Raw genomic sequence first — 19,881 nt, forward strand, 5'->3', positions numbered from 1 at the left:
CGCCGCATGGCTTGCCAAATTGGGCGGGCTGGACTATCCGCGGCTGACGACCGTGGTGGGGGAGACCATCAAGTACGCGCTGACCTTCTCCGCCTGCCGCGTCAGCACCATTGGGGGCGTCATTGCCGTGGCTTCAGATTCTTCCTTGCAAACGGCTGGAATCCACACAAGGACTTGATGCACACAACCTTAGTAGTAACCAAGCCGCCCCAAGTGACCACTGCATTCACTAGGCCAAGTTCGACGGCTGCGGCTCGCAGATCGACGTCAAACTCAATCCCTTGGAGGGTGAGCTGGAGCGGGTAGCGGGAACCGAACCCGCGCGTTCAGCTTGGGAAGCTGACAGTACCCGCGCAACGGGCCCCGAACCACGCAGGCCGGCGTCCGGGCAATGGTTAAGCGTGCACTCGTGCCTTGCCGGCCTCCGGCCGTTATTTCGTCGTGGCAACGGCCTTGTCTGTACCAAAAGCCGGCCAGTATTTCGAAACCGCCAGAGTGGCCCCGATTGAGGAGAAATGGCCATAGTCGAAATAAAGGAACTGGCCTGCGTCGGCGTAGGAGCAGCGTCCTGCACTACAGAGGAATTTGAGCGGATCGATAAAGGTGGCGCCTTTGGTAAATGCACGCACACGGTTGTTGATGTCGGGATCCATGGCCATTGGCCAGGACGTATCATCGAGATTTTCGCGCTTTGCGAAGAACGCGATTTTCCGAACGTCGGTTATGAACTGTGGAGACTGGCCGATGACAAACACGCGCACACCCAGACCACGAAGCGTATCGATCGTTTGCTGGAGACCGTCGAAACCTCTGGCCTCGTAGTCGGTCCACCGACCGCTGAGTACAACCGTCTTGATGCGGGCGTCCTGGACGATCTTCAGGGCCTGCTGATTGAACCGCATGCAATCCGGGCGTGCATAGGAGAAGTAAGAGAGGATCGGGGGACAGCCTGCGTAGGTGTACTCCACGATGTTGGCCTGGAGTTGGTTTATGTTGGCGTCCAAGCCCGAGACATAGTGGGCGGCGAACGAGTCGCCCCACAACAAAACGGTTGTAGGGAAGCCGCGAGTGCGCGTGCAATCCTCGATATTCCAGCTTTCGATCCGGCTGGAGCCCTCGTTGAAACAGGTGCCATTGCCCCAGTCCCCGACAGGAATCCGCTGTTGGGCATAGTCCGGAAACCTTTGCGGAAAGCCGTTGCCGAGCGCCCCGGCCGCCCCGGCAACGCAAAGAAAAGCGATCGCGCCCGCTGAAAAGGCGAAGATGGGCACCGGGGCGGTAAAGTTTCTTTTCTGCCGAAACGGCTGCTCGATGTACCTCCACGAAAATGCAGCCAATGCGAAGCTTGCAACCGTCATCGCAACGGTCATCGACGGGTCAAGTTTTTGTAACGAAAGATAGTGCGCGAACGCATTGATCGGCCAGTGAACAAGATACAGCGAATAGGAGATGAGGCCGATCCAGACCAGCGGCCGAACTTCGAGTATACGGCTGGCGATCGTCGAGGGGCTGTTTTGGCCGACATAGATAAGGAGGGCCGTTCCGAGGCACGGATACAAAGCGTTGTAACCTGGGAACGGATCGCTCTCCGAGATCGCAAAGAACCCGATGGCGAGAAGGCTAAATCCGGCCAGCCCGACCAGTTCCATGAGGAACCGGTTGCTCAACGGCGGGGGCCGTTTCAGCATGAGCACCGCGCCCAGCATGAGTTCCCAGACTCGTGTCGGCAGCAGATAGAATCCAGCGGTTGGCGCCAGCGATGTCGCCATGACCGCCAGCACGAAGCTGCCAAGAATGATCGGCAGGAGTATAGTCAGCCAGCGCCCGCCAAAATAACGATAGATCAGGAACATCAGGATTGGGGCAAAGATATAGTACTGCTCCTCGACCGAAAGCGACCATGTGTGCAACAGCGGTCGGAGCGCGGCGTCGATTGAGAAGTAATTTGACGTTTTCCAAAAATAAATGTTCGACCAGAAGGTCGAGGCCGCAATGACGCTAAGGCTGAATTCGTGCAAGTCTGACGGCAGAAGAATGAACAATGCCGCAATGCACGTGAGAAGCATGACAAAGATCAGAGCCGGCAGAATGCGCCGGGCACGGCGCCAGTAGAAGCTGACGATCGAAAACCTACCGCGTTCAAGGTCGTCCAGAAGGCTTCCACTGATCAGGTAGCCGGAAATGACGAAGAAGATGTCGACGCCGGTAAAGCCACCGGGAATTGCCGAGATTCCGAAATGGAAGAGTACGACCGGAAGTACCGCAATGGCGCGAAGGCCATCGATATCGCGCCTGTATTTCATTCAATAAGTCCTGTGTCCGCAGGTTACGGTGAGACGAAGCAGTCCGTCCATAGCTGGGCGATACGCGTGAGTCTGGCAGATCGATATCAACTGGGCACCCACAAAACGAGGGCGTCCCCTCTAGGACCGAACAATGTTTGCAAGGCCATGAATATCTATGTCTGGGGTCGGGCACGCAGCCAGATTAGGTGCTACATTGGAGCCGTGGACAAAGCGGGCGTCATCCGACAGGAGAAAGATGACGGGTCCAACAGCTTCGTCGCACAGGGCGATGGGCCTGATAAAACGGCCTACCTCCCGCTCAACTGGTTCTCGGCCGCGCCTTGTGAAGAGATCCCCGAGTATGTGCAAGTCAGGTTCAGGCGCCACCGTGTTCATGCGGACGCCCCGCCGCATGTAAAGGTCGAAGCTCGCGCTGGCCGACCATACGATCAATGCCTCCTTGAAATACTGGTAGCAGGTTTCCTGTGGCACTGGATGCGCGGCGAGCCAAGTTAGTCCATCTCCAAAACTCTGAACGTTGGCGAGATCCTTATGCAGATGAAGGCGCTTGGGCCACTCGGTTTCAGAGAGGGAGGCGAAATTCACGATCGAAGCGCCCTTGGGCATGCGGCAAAGAAGTGCATGTGACAAATGGCGTATCCCGAGATAATTCACACGTGCAACAATGTCACGATCCAGCATGGCGGGGACGCTGGCGGCGTTCACAAGTCCGTCTATGCGTCCAGGAAATTGGGTAAGCGCTGCGTTAATCTCTTCGGGCGCACTCAGGTCGATCTGAATGAAGCCGTCCAGCGTGGCCATAGCGTAACCTTCATCGACGCCGATGACTAGCGCGCCTTCGAGCCGGGCGAGACGGGCGACTTCGCTGCCTACGCGGGAGGAGACACCGGTTACGACAATGGTTTTACCTGTAAGTTTCATGGGACTTTCCAAGTTGACGGCCGAGCACGGCGCTCTCGTCGAGTAGACGTCCCAAACCAGTTGGGCTGTTAAGGCGTCGCGTTCCCTAACCCAAGCCGCCGCCTCGCCGATGAAGTCCTAACTGGCCTCCACGCCCGCCCCGCGCGTGCCAAGTTAGGCAAGCGCGATCGAAGCCGCGGCAATCGACGCATGTTAGGCGCGTTCGTTTATGAAGCGTCGGGCGAGATTGACATAATTGATTGTTTCTATGGCGAACCATCCGTGTTGTGGATGCATCGCGTAAAGCCGCTTTGACTTCAATCTCCGTCAAAGGCAGCCTCTGAGCCGTCCGGTGCCATTGCCGAGATGTGCAGGCCTCAAAATCCCGATGGAAGAGACCCATGTCTAGTCCCGGGCTACGGTTAATGAGAAGAGCGATCAGGTTTCTGAGTGGGGATGCGGGTGCATTTCATTTGCAATGGTCTGGAACCGAACCAATCCACAGAAATATTCTGTTGGTATTTCTGTTGACTGTCCCGTCGGTGCGCGAGTTCCAAGCATTTGAAAACAAAAACAGATTTCTTTGATTTGGATTCCGCCTCTGGGCACCATTTTTCCAAGCAAATTCAGACACTTATCTCACCCAGAACAGCTACCGGGGTTTGGTTTCTTGTCGTGCCTTGAGAAGGCACAGATGCAGGATCGCAGCTGAGCCTTCCCGTTTGGTCCCCGGGGCCGGTCGCGAAGCGCCTGCCGGTACATCAAAGTTAAATGCAGAGATTGCCGCGGTAGTGTATGCAAGCTTCGGGGGGCTGCTCGGGAGGAGCGCCCATGGAGATACGAGACTTCGTTTCCAAGCTGTCAGCCGCGCTGCGCAAGCGTCAGGCTGCTGCCGTGCCATCGCTGCCCGGCAAGCCGGTGCGGGTATCGCTGGCTGATGTTCCGCTCAAACCACGGCAGAGGCCGGAATATCGACCTCGGCCACCCATCAGGCCAGCTTCAAATATGTAATTCGCCATCCGTGATTAGTCGTTGTCGGAACCAACGCGATCAGCCGCGGTTAACGAAGCGAAGGGACCGCAACCCAAATGGGAGCGGAAGAATGGATCTGCTGGAGATGGAACTGGCCAAGGCCAGGCAGAGTGTCAGCCGGGCGAAGCTGGATCTCGAACGCGCTGAAGAATTGCTCGGAGGCGATTGCGGCGTCGGCATCAGCTTGGCGTTGTGCGGCCGGATACGGTCTGCTCAACGCCGAGTGAGCGAGGCCAAGCGACAGATGGTGAAGATCGATCCGCCAGCGCGGAAGGCTTCGGCACGACTCGGCGCAGGAAGTCGGGCACGCACTGGCAAAGCTGGCTGAGGCAAACATGGCCGACCGCGTGCAGCGGTTGGCCGGCGTCGCGACTGTCGACCTTCTCCCCAAGACCCCGTTGCGACTTCGCCCGTGATCTGGCGGAACGGCTTTGCTCTGATCGGCCCGTATCCGGATTCAATTTGCTTGGCGCCCCTTCAACCCTAGGGCAAACTTCCCTTGGGGCTGCAGGAGGTGAAATGAGAGCACGCGCAGCTACTCTCGGCGATCTCGAGGACGTCTTTCATGGTCTCTCCAAGCGGATGTCGGACGAATACGTCGCCGCCGGCAAGGACAGCAAGATCGCCTACGACAACCTGATGATGAATTTGAAGGAGGGCCGCGCGCACGCGCTGGCCGAGGGCGAGAAGACCGTGGCCATCATCGCCTGGCATGAAAGCAGCGACGCCGCCGATACGCTGTTCGCCGCGCAGGATGATTTCTTCCGGGCCTCGACCGTCCGTTTCTGCAAGCGGCATATAAGGCATATCCAGGCTCTCGCCGGTAACCTTCCCATCCACTCCCGCAGCTGGCTCCAAGGACCCGATGTCGCCAGGTGGTTTCACATCATCGGCTATGTCGAGCGCGGCCAGGAGAACGGCGCCAATCTGTTCGAACTGCCGCCGGCCCGCGCCGGCTAAGAAACCTGTCTGGCGGCAGGTGTCCTCCTTATCGCAAACGCCGCCTGCACCTCGCCAAGCCCGCGCAAATTCGTAGTCATCGCCTTCGGCTCCAAGCCCTTTAACTGGTTGCCTTGCGAGTTGGACACTACGCCGCCTTTGGACCGTCTCGGCAAGCGGCTTGCGCAGGGCGACGATTGGCGGGATGTTGTTGGAGGGCAACCGGAGCCAAACCGGCAGGCCGGGATCGATATGGCTGCTGGAAAATGTCGCGAGCTTGCTTCGCCTTTCTTGTCTTTGTTGCCTTGCTGACGCCGGTAGTGGCAAGCGAGCGTACGTCTCATCTACTTGACCGCTCCAATATGGCCATCGCCTATTTTCGCGAACCGGATCTTGTGACCGCGTACACGACTGCAATGGCGCATTTCCGTCTGCAGTTCGCAGGGCGTGCCGGCGAAACCAATCTTGCGGTCCCTCTCGAACCATCGCTTTTGCGGACGGAATTCCGTGCGCGGACATGGCGCTCCGCGGATGGCAGCTTGTTGCAAGGCTTCGCCGGCAAGGGCGGCTTCCGGCTGACGATCGGTAACTGCCTGGCGCGCATCTGCGCCGCCAGCGAATGCAGCGATGCCGGTTGGCCGGTCTACGCCTGCAGCGACGGACGCAAGCGCAGGATGTCCGTAACGGATTTTGTGACGGCAAGATTCGATGGCATCCCCTATCGTCGATTGAGCGCGCCCCCTTCACAGGAATGACGGCGCCTCTTACCGAGGCAGGCGTTCGGCAGCGGCGATATTCCCTTGCCGCACCGCGAACGCCGTCTGCACAGCTCGGTTGACTGTCACAGGCAGGATCGACATCTGGTTCTCGCCGGCGTGCATTGCGTCAGCCGGCCGAACCATGGTTGCGGCCAAAGGCAGCACGAACAGAGCAAGCGCGCCGCGCCGGGTCATCCGACCGCAGGGGCGATCGGCTGCCTTGCCCAGCCGGTTATCCTGATCTGCTTTCAACGTGCGATGCCTGTCTGCGGACCCTAGGCCTAGAGCGACCAATGCCGGTTGACTATGAAACATGATCTTCATAGCCAAGATTTAAGATGCTCAGGAGGCCACCATTCCGGCGAAAGACCCGGCGCTGCGACTCGCGGCCGCAGTCGCGAAGAGCGGAAACCGAATTCATCCCTGGCATTGCCCAACGCGGGCGCTAATTGCCAGATCGTCAAGTCATGTGCCCGAAAAGGCGGTGACAAGCGCCGCTGGAACGTGTTGAAGATGACACTCAGCACGTAGGGGGACATACGATCGGGTTGCGCTCGGCAAGTGTTGATGGTTTGTTGCCGGTCAGCGGAGAACGAGTGATGCGAGAATCCTTAGGTCAAGACGAGTATGGGTCGGCCAACCCTTTCGATCCGGACGACCTGCCAAATCTGAACGCGATCGGGCCGGGGATCGGTAGCAACGATTTCGAAAAATACGCGGTCGCCGTGATCATCGTGTTCGGCGCCCTGATCATTGGCGGGCTGATGGCCGCATCGATGACCTTCGGCCACCGCAACGGCTTCCTTTTCGCGCTGGGCGGCGCCACATCGGCGTGGATCTCCGGAAACGCGCTTCTGCTCGACCGGCCGCGCATCTACGCGCTGTTCGTCGCCATCGCCGCCCTGATGTTGATCGCATCGACGATCACGCTGGTGACCTGACGACGATTACTTGACGGCGGTTACTTGACGGCTCGGGCCGGGCCGCAAACCAGAGCGCAAACCCGAAATGCGAACCCGGTTTCGTCCGGGACGGGACAGGCCGCGGGCCTGTCAATATCCCAGCGCCTCGCCTGACACGGCACGGCTGTCGATGGCGCCATTATAGCGCGCGCCGCCGCCCTTCTCGATTTCCGCCAGGCTCTTGCCGCCAACGAGAATGCCGGCGGCCTGGCCCCAGGTCTTGTCGCTCAGATCGAGGTGATAGCCCATGCCGGCCAGCAACCTTTCGGTGTCGGGCGACAGGCCGAATGGCTCGATGTAAACCGTGTCGGGCAGCCACTGGTGGTGGATGCGCGGCGCGTCGATCGCCTCCTGGATGTTCATCCCGTGGTCGATGACGTTGACGATCGCTTCCAGCGTGATGGTGATGATGCGCGAGCCGCCCGGGCTGCCGACGACCATGAACGGCTTGCCGTCCCTGGCGACGATGGTCGGGCTCATCGATGACAGCGGCGTCTTCTTCGGCTGGATCGCATTGGCCTCGCCCTGGACCAGCCCATAAAGGTTGGGCACGCCGGGCTTCTGGGTGAAATCGTCCATCTCGTTGTTGAGCAGGATGCCGGTGCCGTCGGCGACGACGCCGGCGCCGAACGAGCCGTTCAGCGTGTAGGTCACCGCGACCGCATTGCCGTCATTGTCGATGATGGAGTAGTGGGTCGTCTCCTTCGACTCGCCAAAGCCCTTCGGCATCAGGTCCTGCGAGACCCCGGCCCGGAACGGATCGATCTTGTCGCGGATGTCCTTGGCGTAAGCCTTGTCGAGAAGCTTGGAGACCGGGTTGTCGACGAAATCGGGATCGCCGAGTGCCGAATTGCGGTCGACATAGGCATGGCGCATGGCCTCGACCATGACATGGACCGTCTCGGCCGAGCCGGCGCCGAGATAGGACAGCGGATAGCCTTCCAGCACGTTGAGGATCTCGCAGATGATGACACCGCCCGAGCTTGGCGGCGGCGAGGATGTGATCTCATAGCCGCGATAGCTGCAGGTCACCGGTTTGAGTTCGCGCACCGCATATTGCTCGAAATCTGGTTTGGCCAGGATGCCGCCCTTGGCGCCGCTTGCCTTGACGATGGCGTCGGCGATGGGGCCTTTGTAGAATGCATCAGGACCTTTGTCGGAGATCGCCGAGAGCGAGGCGGCAAGATCAGGCTGGACCAGCCGCTCGCCGATGCCATAGGGCTTGCCATCGGGCTTCAGGAAAATGGCGGACGCGGCGGGATCCTTGGCCAGCCGCTCCGCATTGCCGGCAAGGGACGCGGCATCGCCCTGGTTGAGGACGAAGCCGTCCTTGGCATAGGTGATCGCCGGGGCCATCAGGTCTTGCCGAGACAGCGTCCCATATTTTTCACGCGCCATCTCGAAGCCGGCCACCGAGCCCGGCACGCCGACGGCGAGGTAGCCATCGAGGCTCGCGCCCTTCACCGGTTTGCCGTCCTTGTCCAGATACATGGTCTTGGTCGCCGCCAGCGGCGCGCGTTCGCGGAAATCGAGGAAGGTCGACCTGCCGTCCTTGAAGCGGATGGTCATGAACCCGCCGCCGCCGATATTGCCGGCGTTCGGGTAGACCACGGCGAGTGCATAACCGACCGCGACCGCCGCATCGACGGCATTGCCGCCCTTCTTCAACACCCCGACGCCGACTTCGGATGCCAGATGCTGGGCCGTAACCACCATGCCGTGTTCGCCCTTGGCCGGCGCCGGCGAGGCAGCGAAAGCCGCCACCGACTGAAGAGTAAGCATCAACGATAGACTGACGGCGATCAGCGTTCTGCGGGTGAGCGGCATGGCGTGCCTCCGGGAGCGTGAGGGGTGCGTCTAGAAGACCCTCTTGGGGTGGGTTAGTCCAGCCAATAATAACGGGTGGCGATCCTTCACCCCCCTCTGTCCTGCCGGACATCTCCCCCCGCCAATCTCCGACGTTGCAGGAAGAGCCCCGCCGATGAAGCGACCAATCTCCCCCCTTGCGGGGGAGATGCCCGGCAGGGCAGAGGGGGGTGCTCAAGTGATGTCCTCGCCCCTGTCGGATCGACTGAAACGTCGAATTTTGGGCTATACTATCCCGCCGCTCCCGCCGGCGACCGCCGGACGCTCCGCCGCGACCTTGGCTCGGTAGCCCGCGGCACGGTAGGCGGCGACGGGATCGATGGCGCCGCCGGTCTGCAGCCGTGCCATGGCGAGGATCGGCTCGACGTCGGTGCGGTAGGCCGCTTTCAGCGTCTGCGTCGCCATCAGCGCGTCATTGGCCTCCTGGAAGCCTTCGAGCGCCTTGCGGTCGACCAGCAGCGCCTGCGCATAGGCGCGCTGCACCTCGACCGCCGACAGCATCAGGCTTTCGATCGGATCGGTGACGTTGTGGCTCTGGTCGAGCATATGGGCGGGGTCGAAACCTTCGGCGCCGGAGATCTCGGCATCGACCAGTTCGTTGAAGACCAGGAACAGCCGGTAGGGGTCGATCGAACCGGCATCGAGATCGTCGTCGCCATATTTGGAATCGTTGAAGTGGAAGCCGCCGAGTTTCCGGAACTGGATCAGCCGCGACACGATCATCTCGATGTTGACGTTGGGCGCGTGGTGGCCAAGGTCGACCAGGCAGAAGGCCTTGTCGCCCAGCTCCCTGGCGATGATGTAGTTGGTGCCCCAGTCCTGCACGACGGTGGAATAGAAGGCCGGCTCGTACATCTTGTGTTCGCTGAACAGCTTCCAGTCCGCCGGCAGCCCGGCATAGATTTGCTTCATGGCGTCGAGATAGCGCTCGAACGCCTTGGTGAAATTCACCTGGCCCGGGAAGTTCGAGCCGTCGCCGATCCACACCGTCAGCGCCTTGGAGCCCAGCGTCCTGCCGATCTCGATGCATTCAAGATTGTGCTCGACCGCTTGCCGGCGGGTGCCGGCATCGGCATGCGATAGCGAGCCGAATTTGTAGGACAGCTTCTGGTCCCTGGCATCCGAGAAGGTGTTGGAGTTCATGGCGTCGAAGCCGAGACCGAAGCGCGAGGCCGCCTGCTTCAGCCGGTTCGGATCGGCCTTGTCCCACGGAATGTGCAAGGAGACGGTCGGCGTCGCCTGCGTCAATTGCTGGATAACGGCGCAATCCTCGATCTTGTCGAAGATGTCGCGCGGTTCGCCGGCACCAGGAAAGCGGGCAAAGCGTGTTCCGCCAGTGCCGACGCCCCAGGAAGGGATGGCCACCGCGAATTTCTCGACCTTGTCGCGGATGGCGTCGATGGCGATGCCGCGACGGTCGAGGCGTTCGCCAAGCGAGGCGTAGTCACGCTCGAGGTTGGCTTTGCGCGCGGCGTTGTCCTTTTCGACGATTTCGGTGGAGATGATGGTTTCGGACAACTGCTATTCCTCCCAAAATGCGTTCCGTCAGCGCTGCCCCTCATCCGGCCCTTCAGGCCACCTTCTCCCCGTGAACGGGGAGAAGGAAGAAGGCCTAGCGCGTAAAGCTCTGCGCGTTGCCGGCATCGACGTTGATGATGTTGCCGGTCGACTTGGCCGACATGTCGGATGCGAAGAAGTAGATCGCCTCGGCGATGTCTTCGGGAAACACCGAACGCTTCAGCATCGAGCGCGAGCGGTAGTGCTCTTCCAGATCGTCGGTCGACATCTTGTAGGCGGCGGCACGCTGTTCCTTCCACTCGCCGGTCCAGATCTTCGAGCCGCGCAGGACGGCGTCCGGGTTGACGACGTTGACCCTGATCTGGGCTTCCGCGCCTTCCAGCGCGAGACACCTGGCGAGATGGATCTCGGCCGCCTTGGCGGTGCAATAGGCGGCGGCGTTGGGCGAGGCGGCAAGGCCGTTCTTGGAGGCGACGAAGACGACGTTGCCGCCGATCTTCTGCACCCTGAACAGCCGGAATGCCTCCCGCGAGACGAGGAAATAGCCGGTCGACAGGATGTCCATGTTCTTGTTCCACAACGCCAGTGTCGTCTCCTCGATCGGCGCCGAGGAGGCGAGACCCGCGTTGGACACAAGAATGTCGATGCCGCCGAACTCGACCGCCGTCTCGGCGAAGCCCGCGACGACCTGGTCCTCCGAGGTGACGTTGATCACCACTGGCCGGACGAAATCCTTGCCGTAGGCGTTCGCCAGTTCCTCATTGGCGCTGGCGAGCGCGACCTCGTCGATGTCGGCCAGCACCACGCAGGCGCCTTCGCGCAGCAGCCGGTTGGCAGTTGCCCGGCCAATGCCGCCGGCGCCGCCGGTGACCAGCGCGATCTGCCCGGCGAGCGACTTCGGTCTGGGCATGCGCTGCAGCTTCAGATCCTCGAGCAGCCAGTATTCGATGTCGAAGGCTTCCTGCGCGGGCAGGCCGACATAGGAGGAGACGGTCGAGGCGCCGCGCATGACATTGATGGCGTTGACGTAGAATTCGCCCGAAATGCGCGCGGTGGCCTTGTCGCCGGCGAAGGTGAACATGCCGACGCCGGGCATCAGGTAGACGACGGCGTTGGGATCGCGGATGGCGGGCGAGTCCGCATGCTTGCAGCTGTCGTAATAGGCCTGGTAGCCGACGCGATAAGCGGCAATGTCGTCGGCGAGGCGGGCGATGACGGCGTAGACATCGGGTTTGGCCGGATCGAACTCGATGACCAGCGGGCGGATCTTGGTGCGCAGGAAGTGGTCCGGGCACGAGGTGCCAAGTGCGGCCAGCGAGCGCAAATCCCTGGAGTTGACGAATTCGAGCACGGCGGGCTGGTCGTCGAAATGGCCGAGCTTATGGCTCTTTTCCGAGATCAGGCCGCGGATTTTCGGCATCAGTTTCGCCGCGATGGCGCGGCGTGCGGCGGCGTCGAGCGACTTCACCACTTCGCCGCCGAATATGGCGAGGCCCTCGGAGCGGCGCTCGAACCACTCGATCGCCTGGTTGATCACCGAGATCGTGGTCTCGTAGCATTCCTTGGGCGTGTCGCCCCAGGTGAACAGGCCGTGGCTTTCCAGGATGACACCCTTGGCCTCGGGGTTTTCAATGCAGAATTTCTCCAGCCACAGGCCAAGTTCGAAGCCCGGCCGCTTCCATGGCAACCAGCCGATGGCGTCGCCGAATATCTCTTTCGTCAGCGCCTTGGAATCCTTCGCGGCGGCGATGGCGATGATGGCATCGGGATGCATGTGGTCGACAAAAGGCTTCGGCACATAGGCGTGCAGCGGCGTGTCGATCGAGGCCGCGCGCGGATTGAGATTGAACGTGCAGTGCGGCAGGAAGCCGACCATCTCGTCCTCATGCTCGACGCCGCGATAAAGGCCTTTGAGCGCGCGCAATTTGTCCATGTAGAGCGTGGCGAAGCCATCGAGCTTGATCGAGGCGCTGTCGCCGCCGGAGCCCTTGACCCAGAGCACCTCGACGGTCTCGCCGCTGAGCGGATCCTTCTGCCAGATCTTGGAGGAGGTGTTGCCACCGCCATAGTTGGTGACGCGCTTGTCGGAGCCGAGCGTGTTCGAGCGATAGACCAGAAGCTCGGGGTCGCTCATCCCCTTGGCTTTCGCATCATCCCACAGATTGGCCAGGCGCGAGCCGGAGCGCTTGTCGAGCATAGGTATCCTCCCTGGGACGCAAAAGGGTGCAGTCCATTTTGCCGGGAATGTCTACGCAAGCCGTCCGATTGTCAATCATAAACGATCAATATCGATCATATTGCACTGCACAATGAAATTATATGATCGGAAATGATTGACACTGCTCGTTTTGAGTGCCTAGATGGCCAGGCAGGGAGGAACCATGCACGAAAAAGAGCGCCACAGGATCATTCTGTCCGCCGTCCAGGAAAAGCCTGTGGTGACGGTGCAGGAGATGGTCGACCTGACGGAGTCCTCCGAGGCGACGATCCGGCGTGATATCGCGGCACTGCATGTCCAGAAGCGGCTGCGGCGAGTGCGCGGCGGCGCCGAGGCAATCTCGCCGCCACAGTTCATCGGGCTCGCCGGCCGGCCCTTTTCCGTCAACGAAACGATCAACGCTTCGCAGAAGCGAGCGATTGCGCGTGAAGCGGTCGAATTGTGCGGGGATGGCGAGCCGATCATCATCAATGGCGGCACCACGACCTTCCAGATGGTGCATTTCCTGACCGGCCGGCGCATGCCGATCTTCACCAATTCATTCCCGATCGCCGAGCATCTGCTCAAGCATTCCAAGAACACGGTGATGCTGTCCGGCGGCACGATCTACCGCGAGCAGAACATCATCCTGTCGCCCTTCGACAATGACGTGACGCGCAATTTCTACGCGCGCCGCATGTTCATGGGTGCTCAAGGGTTGGGGCCGCTCGGCCTGATGGAAGGCGATCCGCTGTTGATCCAGGCGGAGCAGAAGCTGATCGACCAGGCCGACGAGCTGGTGGTGCTCGTCGACTCCTCGAAATTCCGCAAGCGCTCCAGCCTGATCCTGTGCGGCCTGTCGCGCATCGCCACGGTCATCACCGATGACGGCATCGAGGATCGCGAAGCCAAGATGTTGGAGACCGCGGGGGTGACGCTGATCGTCGCCCGCAAATCGGCAAAGGAAGAATCTTCGCTGCAGGCCTGAGGCCAACTCACGCCCGCAGCGGCGATGGAATGCAACGCTCAAGGGAGGAAATTCGATGAGCTTTCTGAAGAAATTGATGGTTACGGCGGCGTTTTCCGCCGCCATGTTCGTGAATGCCGCCTACGCCGAGAACGTCAAGATCGCGCTGGTGGTGAAGTCGCTCGGCAACGGCTTCTTCGATGCCGCCAACAAGGGCGCCGAAGAGGCGGCCAAGGAACTCGGCGATGTCGACATCATCTACACCGGCCCGACCAAAGCGACCGCCGAGGCGCAGATCGAAGTGGTCAATTCGCTGATCGCGCAGAAGGTCAACGCCATCGCGATTTCCGCCAACGACGCCGACGCGCTGGTGCCGGTGCTGAAGAAGGCCATGGAGCGCGGCATCACCGTCATCTCCTGGGATTCGGGCGTCGCCAAGGAAGGCCGCCAGCTTCACCTCAACCCGTCCGACACCGGCCTGATCGGCGAGACCATCATCAAGCTTGCCGCCGACTATCTGCCGGAAGGCGGCGACGTCGCCATCCTGTCGGCCTCCTCGACCGCGACCAACCAGAACGCCTGGATCGACGCGGCCAAGAAAATCCTGCCGGAGAAGTTCCCCAAGATCAAACTGGTCGCCACCGTCTATGGCGATGACGACTCGGCCAAGAGCACCGACGAAGCAAAGGGCCTGTTGAAGTCCTATCCGAACCTCAAGGCGATCATCGCGCCGACCACCGTCGGCGTCGTCGCCGCCGCCCAGGTCGTCACCGACGCGAACCTGATCGGCAAGGTCAACGTCACCGGCCTCGCGCTGCCGTCCGAGTTCAAGAAGTTCATCGACAACGGCGCCAGCCAGGCGGTGGCTCTCTGGAACCCGATCGACCTCGGCTACTCCGCCGTCTACCTCGCCCATGACCTGGCGGTGAAGAAGGAAGAGGCCAAGCCCGGTGCGACGCTGTCGATCGGCCGCGTCGGCAAGGTCACGCTCGACGACTCGAACTCGGCTGCGATGGCTCCGCCCTTCCAGTTCGACAAGTCCAACATCGAGAAGTTCTCCAAGATCTATTGATCTCGGACGCTCGCACCACCCTCCCCCTTGTGGGGAGGGTCGGCGAGCCGGCTTCGCGAAGCGATGCAGGCGAGACGGGGTGGGGGTGGCGACATCTCCATGCACCAGGACCTTGATATGCTAGTAGACCCCCACCCCGCTCAAATTGTTCGCGACCCTCCCCACAAGGGGGAGGGTAAGGCAGTCCCACGCCTGACGCTGTCCGGCATCTCCAAGAGCTTTCCCGGCGTGCGGGCGCTGCACAATGTCAGCCTGTCGCTCTATCCTGGCCAGGTGACAGCGCTCATCGGCGAGAATGGCGCCGGAAAGTCGACGCTGGTCAAGATCATGACCGGCATCTACCAGCCCGACGCGGGCACGATCAGCATAGATGGCCAGCCGGTCACCTTGCCCAGCGCGCATGCGGCCTTCGGCCATGGCGTCACCGCCATCCATCAGGAAACGGTGCTGTTCGACGATCTGAGCGTTGCCGAAAACATCTTTCTCGGCCATGCGCCGCGCACGCGATTCGGCACCCTCGACTGGCGCACGATGCGCAAGAATGCGCGCGAAGTGCTCGATACCATGCACGCCGGCCATATCGACGCCGACGCCCGGCTGAAGGACCTCGGTATCGCCAACAAGCATCTCGTCGCCGTGGCGCGCGCCATGTCGATCGACGCGCAGATCGTCATCATGGACGAACCGACCGCCGCGCTTTCGATGAAGGAGATCGAGGAGCTGTTTTTGCTCATCGAGTTTCTCAAGGAGCAAGGCAAGGCGATCCTGTTCATCAGCCACAAGTTCGACGAGATTTATCGGATCGCCGATCGCTACACGGTGTTCCGCGACGGCGAGATGGTCGGCGAAGGCCTGATCAAGGATGCCGCCCAGAGCCAGATCGTGCGCATGATGGTCGGCCGCTCGGTCGATCACATCTTTCCGCAGCGCAAGGCCCAGATCGGCGCGCCGGTGCTCTCCGTCTCCGGGCTTTCGCATCCAACCGAATTCAACGACATCGGCTTCGAACTGCACAAGGGCGAGATCCTCGGCTTCTACGGCCTTGTCGGCGCCGGGCGCAGCGAGGTGATGCAGGCGATTTCAGGCATCACCCGCATTTCGGGCGGCACCATCACGCTGGACGGCAAGGCGACCGCGCCGAAATCCGCGGCGGATTCGATCGAGGCCGGCATCGTCTATGTGCCGGAGGAGCGCGGCAAGCAAGGCGTGGTGATCGGCCTGCCGATCTTCCAGAACGTCTCGCTGCCTTCACTCAAGCGCACGTCCAAATCCGGCCTGCTGCGGCTGGCGGAAGAGTTTTCGCTCGCCCGCTCCTACACGGAGCGGCTCGACCTCCGGGCCTCCTCGCTCAGCCAGGATGTCGGCACGCTGTCGGGCGGCAACCAGCAGAAGATCGTCATCGCCAAATGGCTGGCGACCGCGCCCAAGGTCATCATCCTCGACGAGCCGACCAAAGGCATCGACATCGGCTCCAAGGCCGCGGTGCACGGCTTCATGGCCGAGTTGGTGGCGCAAGGCCTGTCGGTGATCATGGTATCGTCGGAGCTTCCCGAAATCCTCGGCATGTCGGACCGCGTCGTCGTCATGCGCGAAGGGCTGGTCGCGGCGGTCTACGACAACAAGGAACTGGACGCCGAGACGCTGGTCCGGACGGCAGCGGGGATCGCGGCATGAAGGCTTTGTTGAAATACCGCGAAATCTGGCTGGCTGCGGCGATCGTCGTTTTGATCGGGCTGATCTCGACGCGCTTCCCGGCCTTTGCCGATCCCGGCAATCTGCGCCAGGTGTTCAACGACACCTCGATCCTGATGATCCTGGCGCTCGGCCAGATGGTCGTCATCCTGACCCGATCGATCGACCTGTCGATGGCGTCGAACCTCTGCTTCACCGGCATGGTGGTGGCGATGCTCAACGCCGCGCATCCGGCGATCCCGATCCCGCTGCTGATCGTCATCGCGCTGGCCGTCGGGCTGGTGCTTGGCGCCATCAACGGTCTGCTGGTGTGGCGGCTGAACATCCCCTCGATCGTGGTGACCCTAGGCACGCTGACCATCTATCGCGGCGCCACGTTCGTCCTGTCCGGCGGCGCCTGGGTCAATGCCGACAAGATGAGCCCCGAATTCATCGGCTTCCAGCGTGCGGCCTTCATCGGCATACCGGTGCTGTCCTGGATCGCCATCTTGGTCATCGCGCTGTTCTTCGTTGTGATGACGCGCACCGCGCTCGGCCGCTCGATCTACGCCATCGGCGTCAACCCGACGGCGTCGGTCTATGCCGGCATCGATGTCGGCCGCACGAAATTCATCGTCTTCTGCATCTCCGGCATGGTCGGCGGGCTATCCGGTTATCTCTGGATCTCGCGCTATGTGATCGCCTCGGTCGAGGTCGCCAACGGCTATGAGCTCAACATCATCGCCGCCTGCGTCATCGGCGGCATTTCGATCGCCGGCGGCATCGGCTCGGTCGGCGGTGCAGTGCTCGGCGCCTTGTTCCTCGGCATCATCTCCAACGCTCTGCCGGTCATCAACATCTCGCCCTTCTGGCAGATGGCGATCTCGGGCAGCGCCATCATCCTCGCCGTCGTGCTCAACGCGCGCGGCGAACGCCAGCAGGGCCGCATAATCCTGAGAAAGGCGGAGGCGGCATGACCGACATCCCTGCCCCGCGCCACATTCCAGACCGGCTGGACAAGCCGTTCCGCTCGGCGATCTTTTCGTGGGAAGCGCTGCTGGTCGTGGTGGCGGTCGCCATCTTTGCCATCAACAGTTTCGCCTCGCCCTATTTCCTCGACCCCTATTCGCTCTCGGACCTGACCTTCAACTTCACCGAGAAGGGGCTGATCGCCTTTGCCATGGCGCTGCTGATCATTTCCGGCGAAATCGACCTGTCGGTGGCGGCGATCATCGCGCTTTCCTCGACCATGATGGGCATGGCGGTGCAGGCCGGTGCCGGAACGCCTGTGCTGGTGCTGATCGGCATCGTCGTCGGGCTCGGCTGCGGCGCCTTCAACGGGCTGCTGGTGACAAGGCTCGGCCTGCCCTCCATCGTCGTCACCATCGGCACGATGAGCCTGTTTCGCGGCATCGCCTTCATCATTCTCGGCGATCAGGCCTACAAGGGCTATCCCGAGAGTTTTGCTTTCTTCGGCCAGGGCTACGTCTGGTGGGTGGTGTCGTTCGAACTGGTGCTCTTCCTCATCGCCGCCGTCATCTACTGGTTCCTGCTGCATCGCACGAGCTTCGGCCGCCGCGTCTTTGCGATCGGCAACAATCCGGTCGCCGCGCAGTTTTCCGGCGTGCGCGTCGGCCGAATCAAATTCACCCTGTTCTGCCTGACCGGACTGATGGCGGGCATTGCCTCGGTGCTGATCACTTCGCGGCTCGGCTCGACAAGGCCGTCGATCGCGCAGGGCTATGAACTCGAAGTCATCACCATGGTGGTGCTGGGCGGCGTCAGCATCCTTGGCGGCGCCGGCAGCATCCTGGGCGTCGTGCTCGCCGCCTTCATCATGGGACTGGTGACCTTCGGGCTCGGCCTGCTCAACGTGCCCGGCATCGTCATGTCGATCTTCATCGGCCTGCTGCTGATCATCGTCATCGCGCTGCCGATCGTCTGGCGGCGGCTGCGCGGGGGACGCTGATGCCTGAGAAATACGCGTTCAAGATGAAGCTCAGGCCCGGCATGAAGGCCGAGTACCAGAAGCGCCACGACGAAATCTGGCCGTCGCTGGTCGCGCTGTTGAAGCAGGCCGGCGTCTCCGACTATTCGATTCACCTTGACGAGGAGACCAACATTCTGTTCGGCGTGCTGTGGCGGCGTGACGACCACGGCATGGACGATTTGCCCGGCCATCCGGTGATGCAGCGCTGGTGGGCTGATATGGCCGACCTCATGGAGACCAAGCCGGACAACGAGCCGGTGGCGGTGCCGCTGGAAACCGTGTTCCATATGGAATGAGTGCGATGCGTCACATCGCCGTGATCGACATCGGCAAGACCAACGCCAAGGTGGCGCTGGTCGATCTCGCAACGCTGAGCGAGGTTGCGCTGCGCCGCGTGGCGAATGCCCCGGTGCGCCAGGCGCCTTATCCGCATCACGATGTCGAAGCGCTGTGGACCTTCATCCTCGACAGCCTGGCAAGTCTCAACCTCCAAGAGGGCATCGACGCCATCTCCATCACCACCCATGGCGCGACCGGCGTGCTGGTCGATGCCGCGGGCGAACTGGTGCTGCCTGTGCTCGACTATGAGTTCGACGGCCCCGACAGGCTGGCGGCGGACTATGACGTTGTTCGCCCGCCCTTCGCCGAGACCGGCACGCCGCGCCTGCCGCTCGGCCTCAATCTCGGCGCGCAATTCTTCTGGCAGCAGAAAGGCTTCCCGGCCGAATTCGCAAAAGCCGCCGCCGTGCTGATGTATCCGCAATACTGGGCCTTGCGGCTGACCGGCATCGCCGCCAACGAGGTGACCTCGCTCGGCTGCCACACCGATCTGTGGAACCCGTGGAAATCGGATTTTTCGTCGCTGGTCGACAGGCTGGGTTGGCGCGCGCTGATGGCGCCGGTGCGGCCGGCCAGGGATCGCCTCGGCCCGATCCTGCCTGCGCTTGCGGCGCAAACCGGGCTCGATCCGCAAACGCCTGTTTTTTGCGGCCTGCACGATTCCAACGCATCGCTGCTGCCGCATCTTCTATCCGACGCGCCACCGTTTTCGGTTGTCTCGACCGGCACCTGGGTGGTGTCGATGGCGGTCGGCGGCAAACAGGTCACGCTCGACCCGGCGCGCGACACGCTGGTCAATGTCAACGCGCTCGGCGATCCCGTTCCCTCGGCCCGCTTCATGGGCGGGCGCGAATTTTCGTTGTTGACGGAAGGCCAGCCGGAGAACTGGACCGAGGAAGATGTCGACGCCGTGCTGGCGCGAAGGACGTTGCTGCTGCCGTCGACCCAGCAGGGGTCGGGGCCGTTCCCACATCAGGCCGCGGCATGGCTTGATGCCGACGACATGAACAGCGGCCAGCGCTTCGCCGCCATCTCGTTCTATCTGGCGCTGATGACGGCGACCTGCCTCGACCTGATCGGCGCCGACGGCCCGACCACTGTCGAGGGGCCCTTTGCCCGCAACCGGCTGTTTGTCGGCATGCTGGCGGCGGTCACGGGGCGCACCGTCATTGCCTCGGAGGCCGCCACCGGCACCAGCATCGGCGCGGCGTTGCTGGCAACGAAACAGGTGACAGCGCACGGCAAAGGCGAGCGAGTTGAACCGCCGACCAGCGCGGCCTGGGCCGGCTATGTCAATGCCTGGCGCGCGGCGGTCGAAGCGCGGGGATGATCATAGGATCCGTTTGAGTCCGGGAGAATGGGTT

At 61.8% G+C, this 19,881-nt stretch carries 17 protein-coding genes; 11 read left to right on the plus strand and 6 right to left on the minus strand.

The genetic code is table 11. The annotated features are described in order from the left end of the window. Nucleotides 1-431 precede the first annotated feature (431 nt). Nucleotides 432-2,303, minus strand: coding sequence for an acyltransferase family protein (locus AC0NIH_RS32160; RefSeq protein ID WP_473469165.1), 1,872 nt, complete (start codon nucleotides 2,301-2,303; stop codon nucleotides 432-434). A gap of 120 nt (nucleotides 2,304-2,423) precedes the next feature. Next, nucleotides 2,424-3,227 carry a coniferyl-alcohol dehydrogenase gene (locus AC0NIH_RS32165; RefSeq protein ID WP_473469162.1) on the minus strand — a complete coding sequence of 268 codons (804 nt, stop codon included), beginning with the start codon at nucleotides 3,225-3,227 and terminating at the stop codon, nucleotides 2,424-2,426. A 1,081-nt stretch (nucleotides 3,228-4,308) separates the two neighbouring features. On the opposite strand from AC0NIH_RS32165, the gene AC0NIH_RS32170 reads away from it, so the two are divergent. From AC0NIH_RS32170 to AC0NIH_RS32180, 3 genes are all read left to right on the plus strand, one after another. Beyond that, nucleotides 4,309-4,566 carry a hypothetical protein gene (locus AC0NIH_RS32170; protein WP_352702129.1) on the plus strand — a complete coding sequence of 86 codons (258 nt, stop codon included), beginning with the start codon at nucleotides 4,309-4,311 and terminating at the stop codon, nucleotides 4,564-4,566. Between the two features lie 191 nt (nucleotides 4,567-4,757). Next, nucleotides 4,758-5,198, plus strand: a complete 441-nt coding sequence (locus tag AC0NIH_RS32175) for a hypothetical protein (protein WP_352702123.1) — start codon at nucleotides 4,758-4,760, stop codon at nucleotides 5,196-5,198. 341 nt (nucleotides 5,199-5,539) lie between these two features. Beyond that, entirely contained in the window at nucleotides 5,540-5,932 is a 393-nt protein-coding gene (locus AC0NIH_RS32180) for a hypothetical protein (protein ID WP_473469159.1), read from the plus strand. Nucleotides 5,933-5,941: 9 nt separating this feature from the next. Here the strand turns inward: AC0NIH_RS32180 and AC0NIH_RS32185 are convergent, their stop codons facing one another. After that, nucleotides 5,942-6,265, minus strand: coding sequence for a hypothetical protein (locus tag AC0NIH_RS32185; protein ID WP_473469156.1), 324 nt, complete (start codon nucleotides 6,263-6,265; stop codon nucleotides 5,942-5,944). Between the two features lie 269 nt (nucleotides 6,266-6,534). Between AC0NIH_RS32185 and AC0NIH_RS32190 the strand changes: the two genes are divergently transcribed. Further along, nucleotides 6,535-6,876: a hypothetical protein gene (locus AC0NIH_RS32190; RefSeq protein ID WP_473469192.1), complete on the plus strand. Its 342-nt coding sequence runs from the start codon at nucleotides 6,535-6,537 to the stop codon at nucleotides 6,874-6,876. A 111-nt stretch (nucleotides 6,877-6,987) separates the two neighbouring features. On the opposite strand, the gene ggt is transcribed toward AC0NIH_RS32190, so the two are convergent. The 3 genes from ggt to AC0NIH_RS32205 form a co-directional block, all read right to left on the minus strand. Beyond that, entirely contained in the window at nucleotides 6,988-8,724 is a 1,737-nt protein-coding gene (ggt, locus tag AC0NIH_RS32195; RefSeq protein WP_473469154.1) for a gamma-glutamyltransferase, read from the minus strand. Nucleotides 8,725-8,988: 264 nt separating this feature from the next. Continuing rightward, the gene (rhaI, locus tag AC0NIH_RS32200; protein ID WP_473469152.1) at nucleotides 8,989-10,281 is read right to left on the minus strand and encodes an L-rhamnose catabolism isomerase; all 1,293 of its coding nucleotides are present in this window, start codon (nucleotides 10,279-10,281) and stop codon (nucleotides 8,989-8,991) included. Between the two features lie 94 nt (nucleotides 10,282-10,375). Next, nucleotides 10,376-12,478 carry a bifunctional rhamnulose-1-phosphate aldolase/short-chain dehydrogenase gene (locus AC0NIH_RS32205; protein WP_473469150.1) on the minus strand — a complete coding sequence of 701 codons (2,103 nt, stop codon included), beginning with the start codon at nucleotides 12,476-12,478 and terminating at the stop codon, nucleotides 10,376-10,378. Nucleotides 12,479-12,662: 184 nt separating this feature from the next. Between AC0NIH_RS32205 and AC0NIH_RS32210 the strand changes: the two genes are divergently transcribed. The 7 genes from AC0NIH_RS32210 to AC0NIH_RS32240 all read left to right on the plus strand — a co-directional run bounded on the left by AC0NIH_RS32210 (nucleotide 12,663) and on the right by AC0NIH_RS32240 (nucleotide 19,847). Further along, nucleotides 12,663-13,466, plus strand: coding sequence for a DeoR/GlpR family DNA-binding transcription regulator (locus tag AC0NIH_RS32210; protein WP_013897232.1), 804 nt, complete (start codon nucleotides 12,663-12,665; stop codon nucleotides 13,464-13,466). 55 nt (nucleotides 13,467-13,521) lie between these two features. After that, nucleotides 13,522-14,517: a rhamnose ABC transporter substrate-binding protein gene (gene rhaS / locus AC0NIH_RS32215; protein ID WP_023769316.1), complete on the plus strand. Its 996-nt coding sequence runs from the start codon at nucleotides 13,522-13,524 to the stop codon at nucleotides 14,515-14,517. A 117-nt stretch (nucleotides 14,518-14,634) separates the two neighbouring features. Next, complete coding sequence (locus tag AC0NIH_RS32220) at nucleotides 14,635-16,191, plus strand: sugar ABC transporter ATP-binding protein (protein ID WP_473469147.1); 1,557 nt, start codon at nucleotides 14,635-14,637, stop codon at nucleotides 16,189-16,191. Beyond that, nucleotides 16,188-17,165: an ABC transporter permease gene (locus AC0NIH_RS32225; protein WP_473469145.1), complete on the plus strand. Its 978-nt coding sequence runs from the start codon at nucleotides 16,188-16,190 to the stop codon at nucleotides 17,163-17,165. The genes AC0NIH_RS32220 and AC0NIH_RS32225 overlap by 4 nt, the downstream gene beginning before the upstream one ends. Further along, nucleotides 17,162-18,157 carry an ABC transporter permease gene (locus AC0NIH_RS32230; RefSeq protein ID WP_023769313.1) on the plus strand — a complete coding sequence of 332 codons (996 nt, stop codon included), beginning with the start codon at nucleotides 17,162-17,164 and terminating at the stop codon, nucleotides 18,155-18,157. Before AC0NIH_RS32225 ends, AC0NIH_RS32230 begins: the two co-directional genes overlap by 4 nt. Further along, entirely contained in the window at nucleotides 18,157-18,474 is a 318-nt protein-coding gene (rhaM, locus tag AC0NIH_RS32235; RefSeq protein WP_023769312.1) for an L-rhamnose mutarotase, read from the plus strand. The genes AC0NIH_RS32230 and rhaM overlap by 1 nt, the downstream gene beginning before the upstream one ends. Continuing rightward, the gene (locus tag AC0NIH_RS32240; protein WP_473469142.1) at nucleotides 18,471-19,847 is read left to right on the plus strand and encodes an FGGY-family carbohydrate kinase; all 1,377 of its coding nucleotides are present in this window, start codon (nucleotides 18,471-18,473) and stop codon (nucleotides 19,845-19,847) included. Before rhaM ends, AC0NIH_RS32240 begins: the two co-directional genes overlap by 4 nt. Nucleotides 19,848-19,881 lie beyond the last annotated feature (34 nt).

It is taken from the genome of Mesorhizobium sp. WSM1386 (assembly GCF_055901595.1).

Coding starts and splice junctions, on each gene's coding strand:
- AC0NIH_RS32160 (WP_473469165.1), bottom strand. CDS start 2,303: ATGAAATACAGGCGCGATATCGATGGCCTTCGCGCCATTGCGGTACTT.
- AC0NIH_RS32165 (WP_473469162.1), bottom strand. CDS start 3,227: ATGAAACTTACAGGTAAAACCATTGTCGTAACCGGTGTCTCCTCCCGC.
- AC0NIH_RS32170 (WP_352702129.1), top strand. CDS start 4,309: ATGGATCTGCTGGAGATGGAACTGGCCAAGGCCAGGCAGAGTGTCAGC.
- AC0NIH_RS32175 (WP_352702123.1), top strand. CDS start 4,758: ATGAGAGCACGCGCAGCTACTCTCGGCGATCTCGAGGACGTCTTTCAT.
- AC0NIH_RS32180 (WP_473469159.1), top strand. CDS start 5,540: ATGGCCATCGCCTATTTTCGCGAACCGGATCTTGTGACCGCGTACACG.
- AC0NIH_RS32190 (WP_473469192.1), top strand. CDS start 6,535: ATGCGAGAATCCTTAGGTCAAGACGAGTATGGGTCGGCCAACCCTTTC.
- ggt (WP_473469154.1), bottom strand. CDS start 8,724: ATGCCGCTCACCCGCAGAACGCTGATCGCCGTCAGTCTATCGTTGATG.
- AC0NIH_RS32205 (WP_473469150.1), bottom strand. CDS start 12,478: ATGCTCGACAAGCGCTCCGGCTCGCGCCTGGCCAATCTGTGGGATGAT.
- AC0NIH_RS32210 (WP_013897232.1), top strand. CDS start 12,663: ATGCACGAAAAAGAGCGCCACAGGATCATTCTGTCCGCCGTCCAGGAA.
- rhaS (WP_023769316.1), top strand. CDS start 13,522: ATGAGCTTTCTGAAGAAATTGATGGTTACGGCGGCGTTTTCCGCCGCC.
- AC0NIH_RS32220 (WP_473469147.1), top strand. CDS start 14,635: ATGCTAGTAGACCCCCACCCCGCTCAAATTGTTCGCGACCCTCCCCAC.
- AC0NIH_RS32225 (WP_473469145.1), top strand. CDS start 16,188: ATGAAGGCTTTGTTGAAATACCGCGAAATCTGGCTGGCTGCGGCGATC.
- AC0NIH_RS32230 (WP_023769313.1), top strand. CDS start 17,162: ATGACCGACATCCCTGCCCCGCGCCACATTCCAGACCGGCTGGACAAG.
- rhaM (WP_023769312.1), top strand. CDS start 18,157: ATGCCTGAGAAATACGCGTTCAAGATGAAGCTCAGGCCCGGCATGAAG.
- AC0NIH_RS32240 (WP_473469142.1), top strand. CDS start 18,471: ATGAGTGCGATGCGTCACATCGCCGTGATCGACATCGGCAAGACCAAC.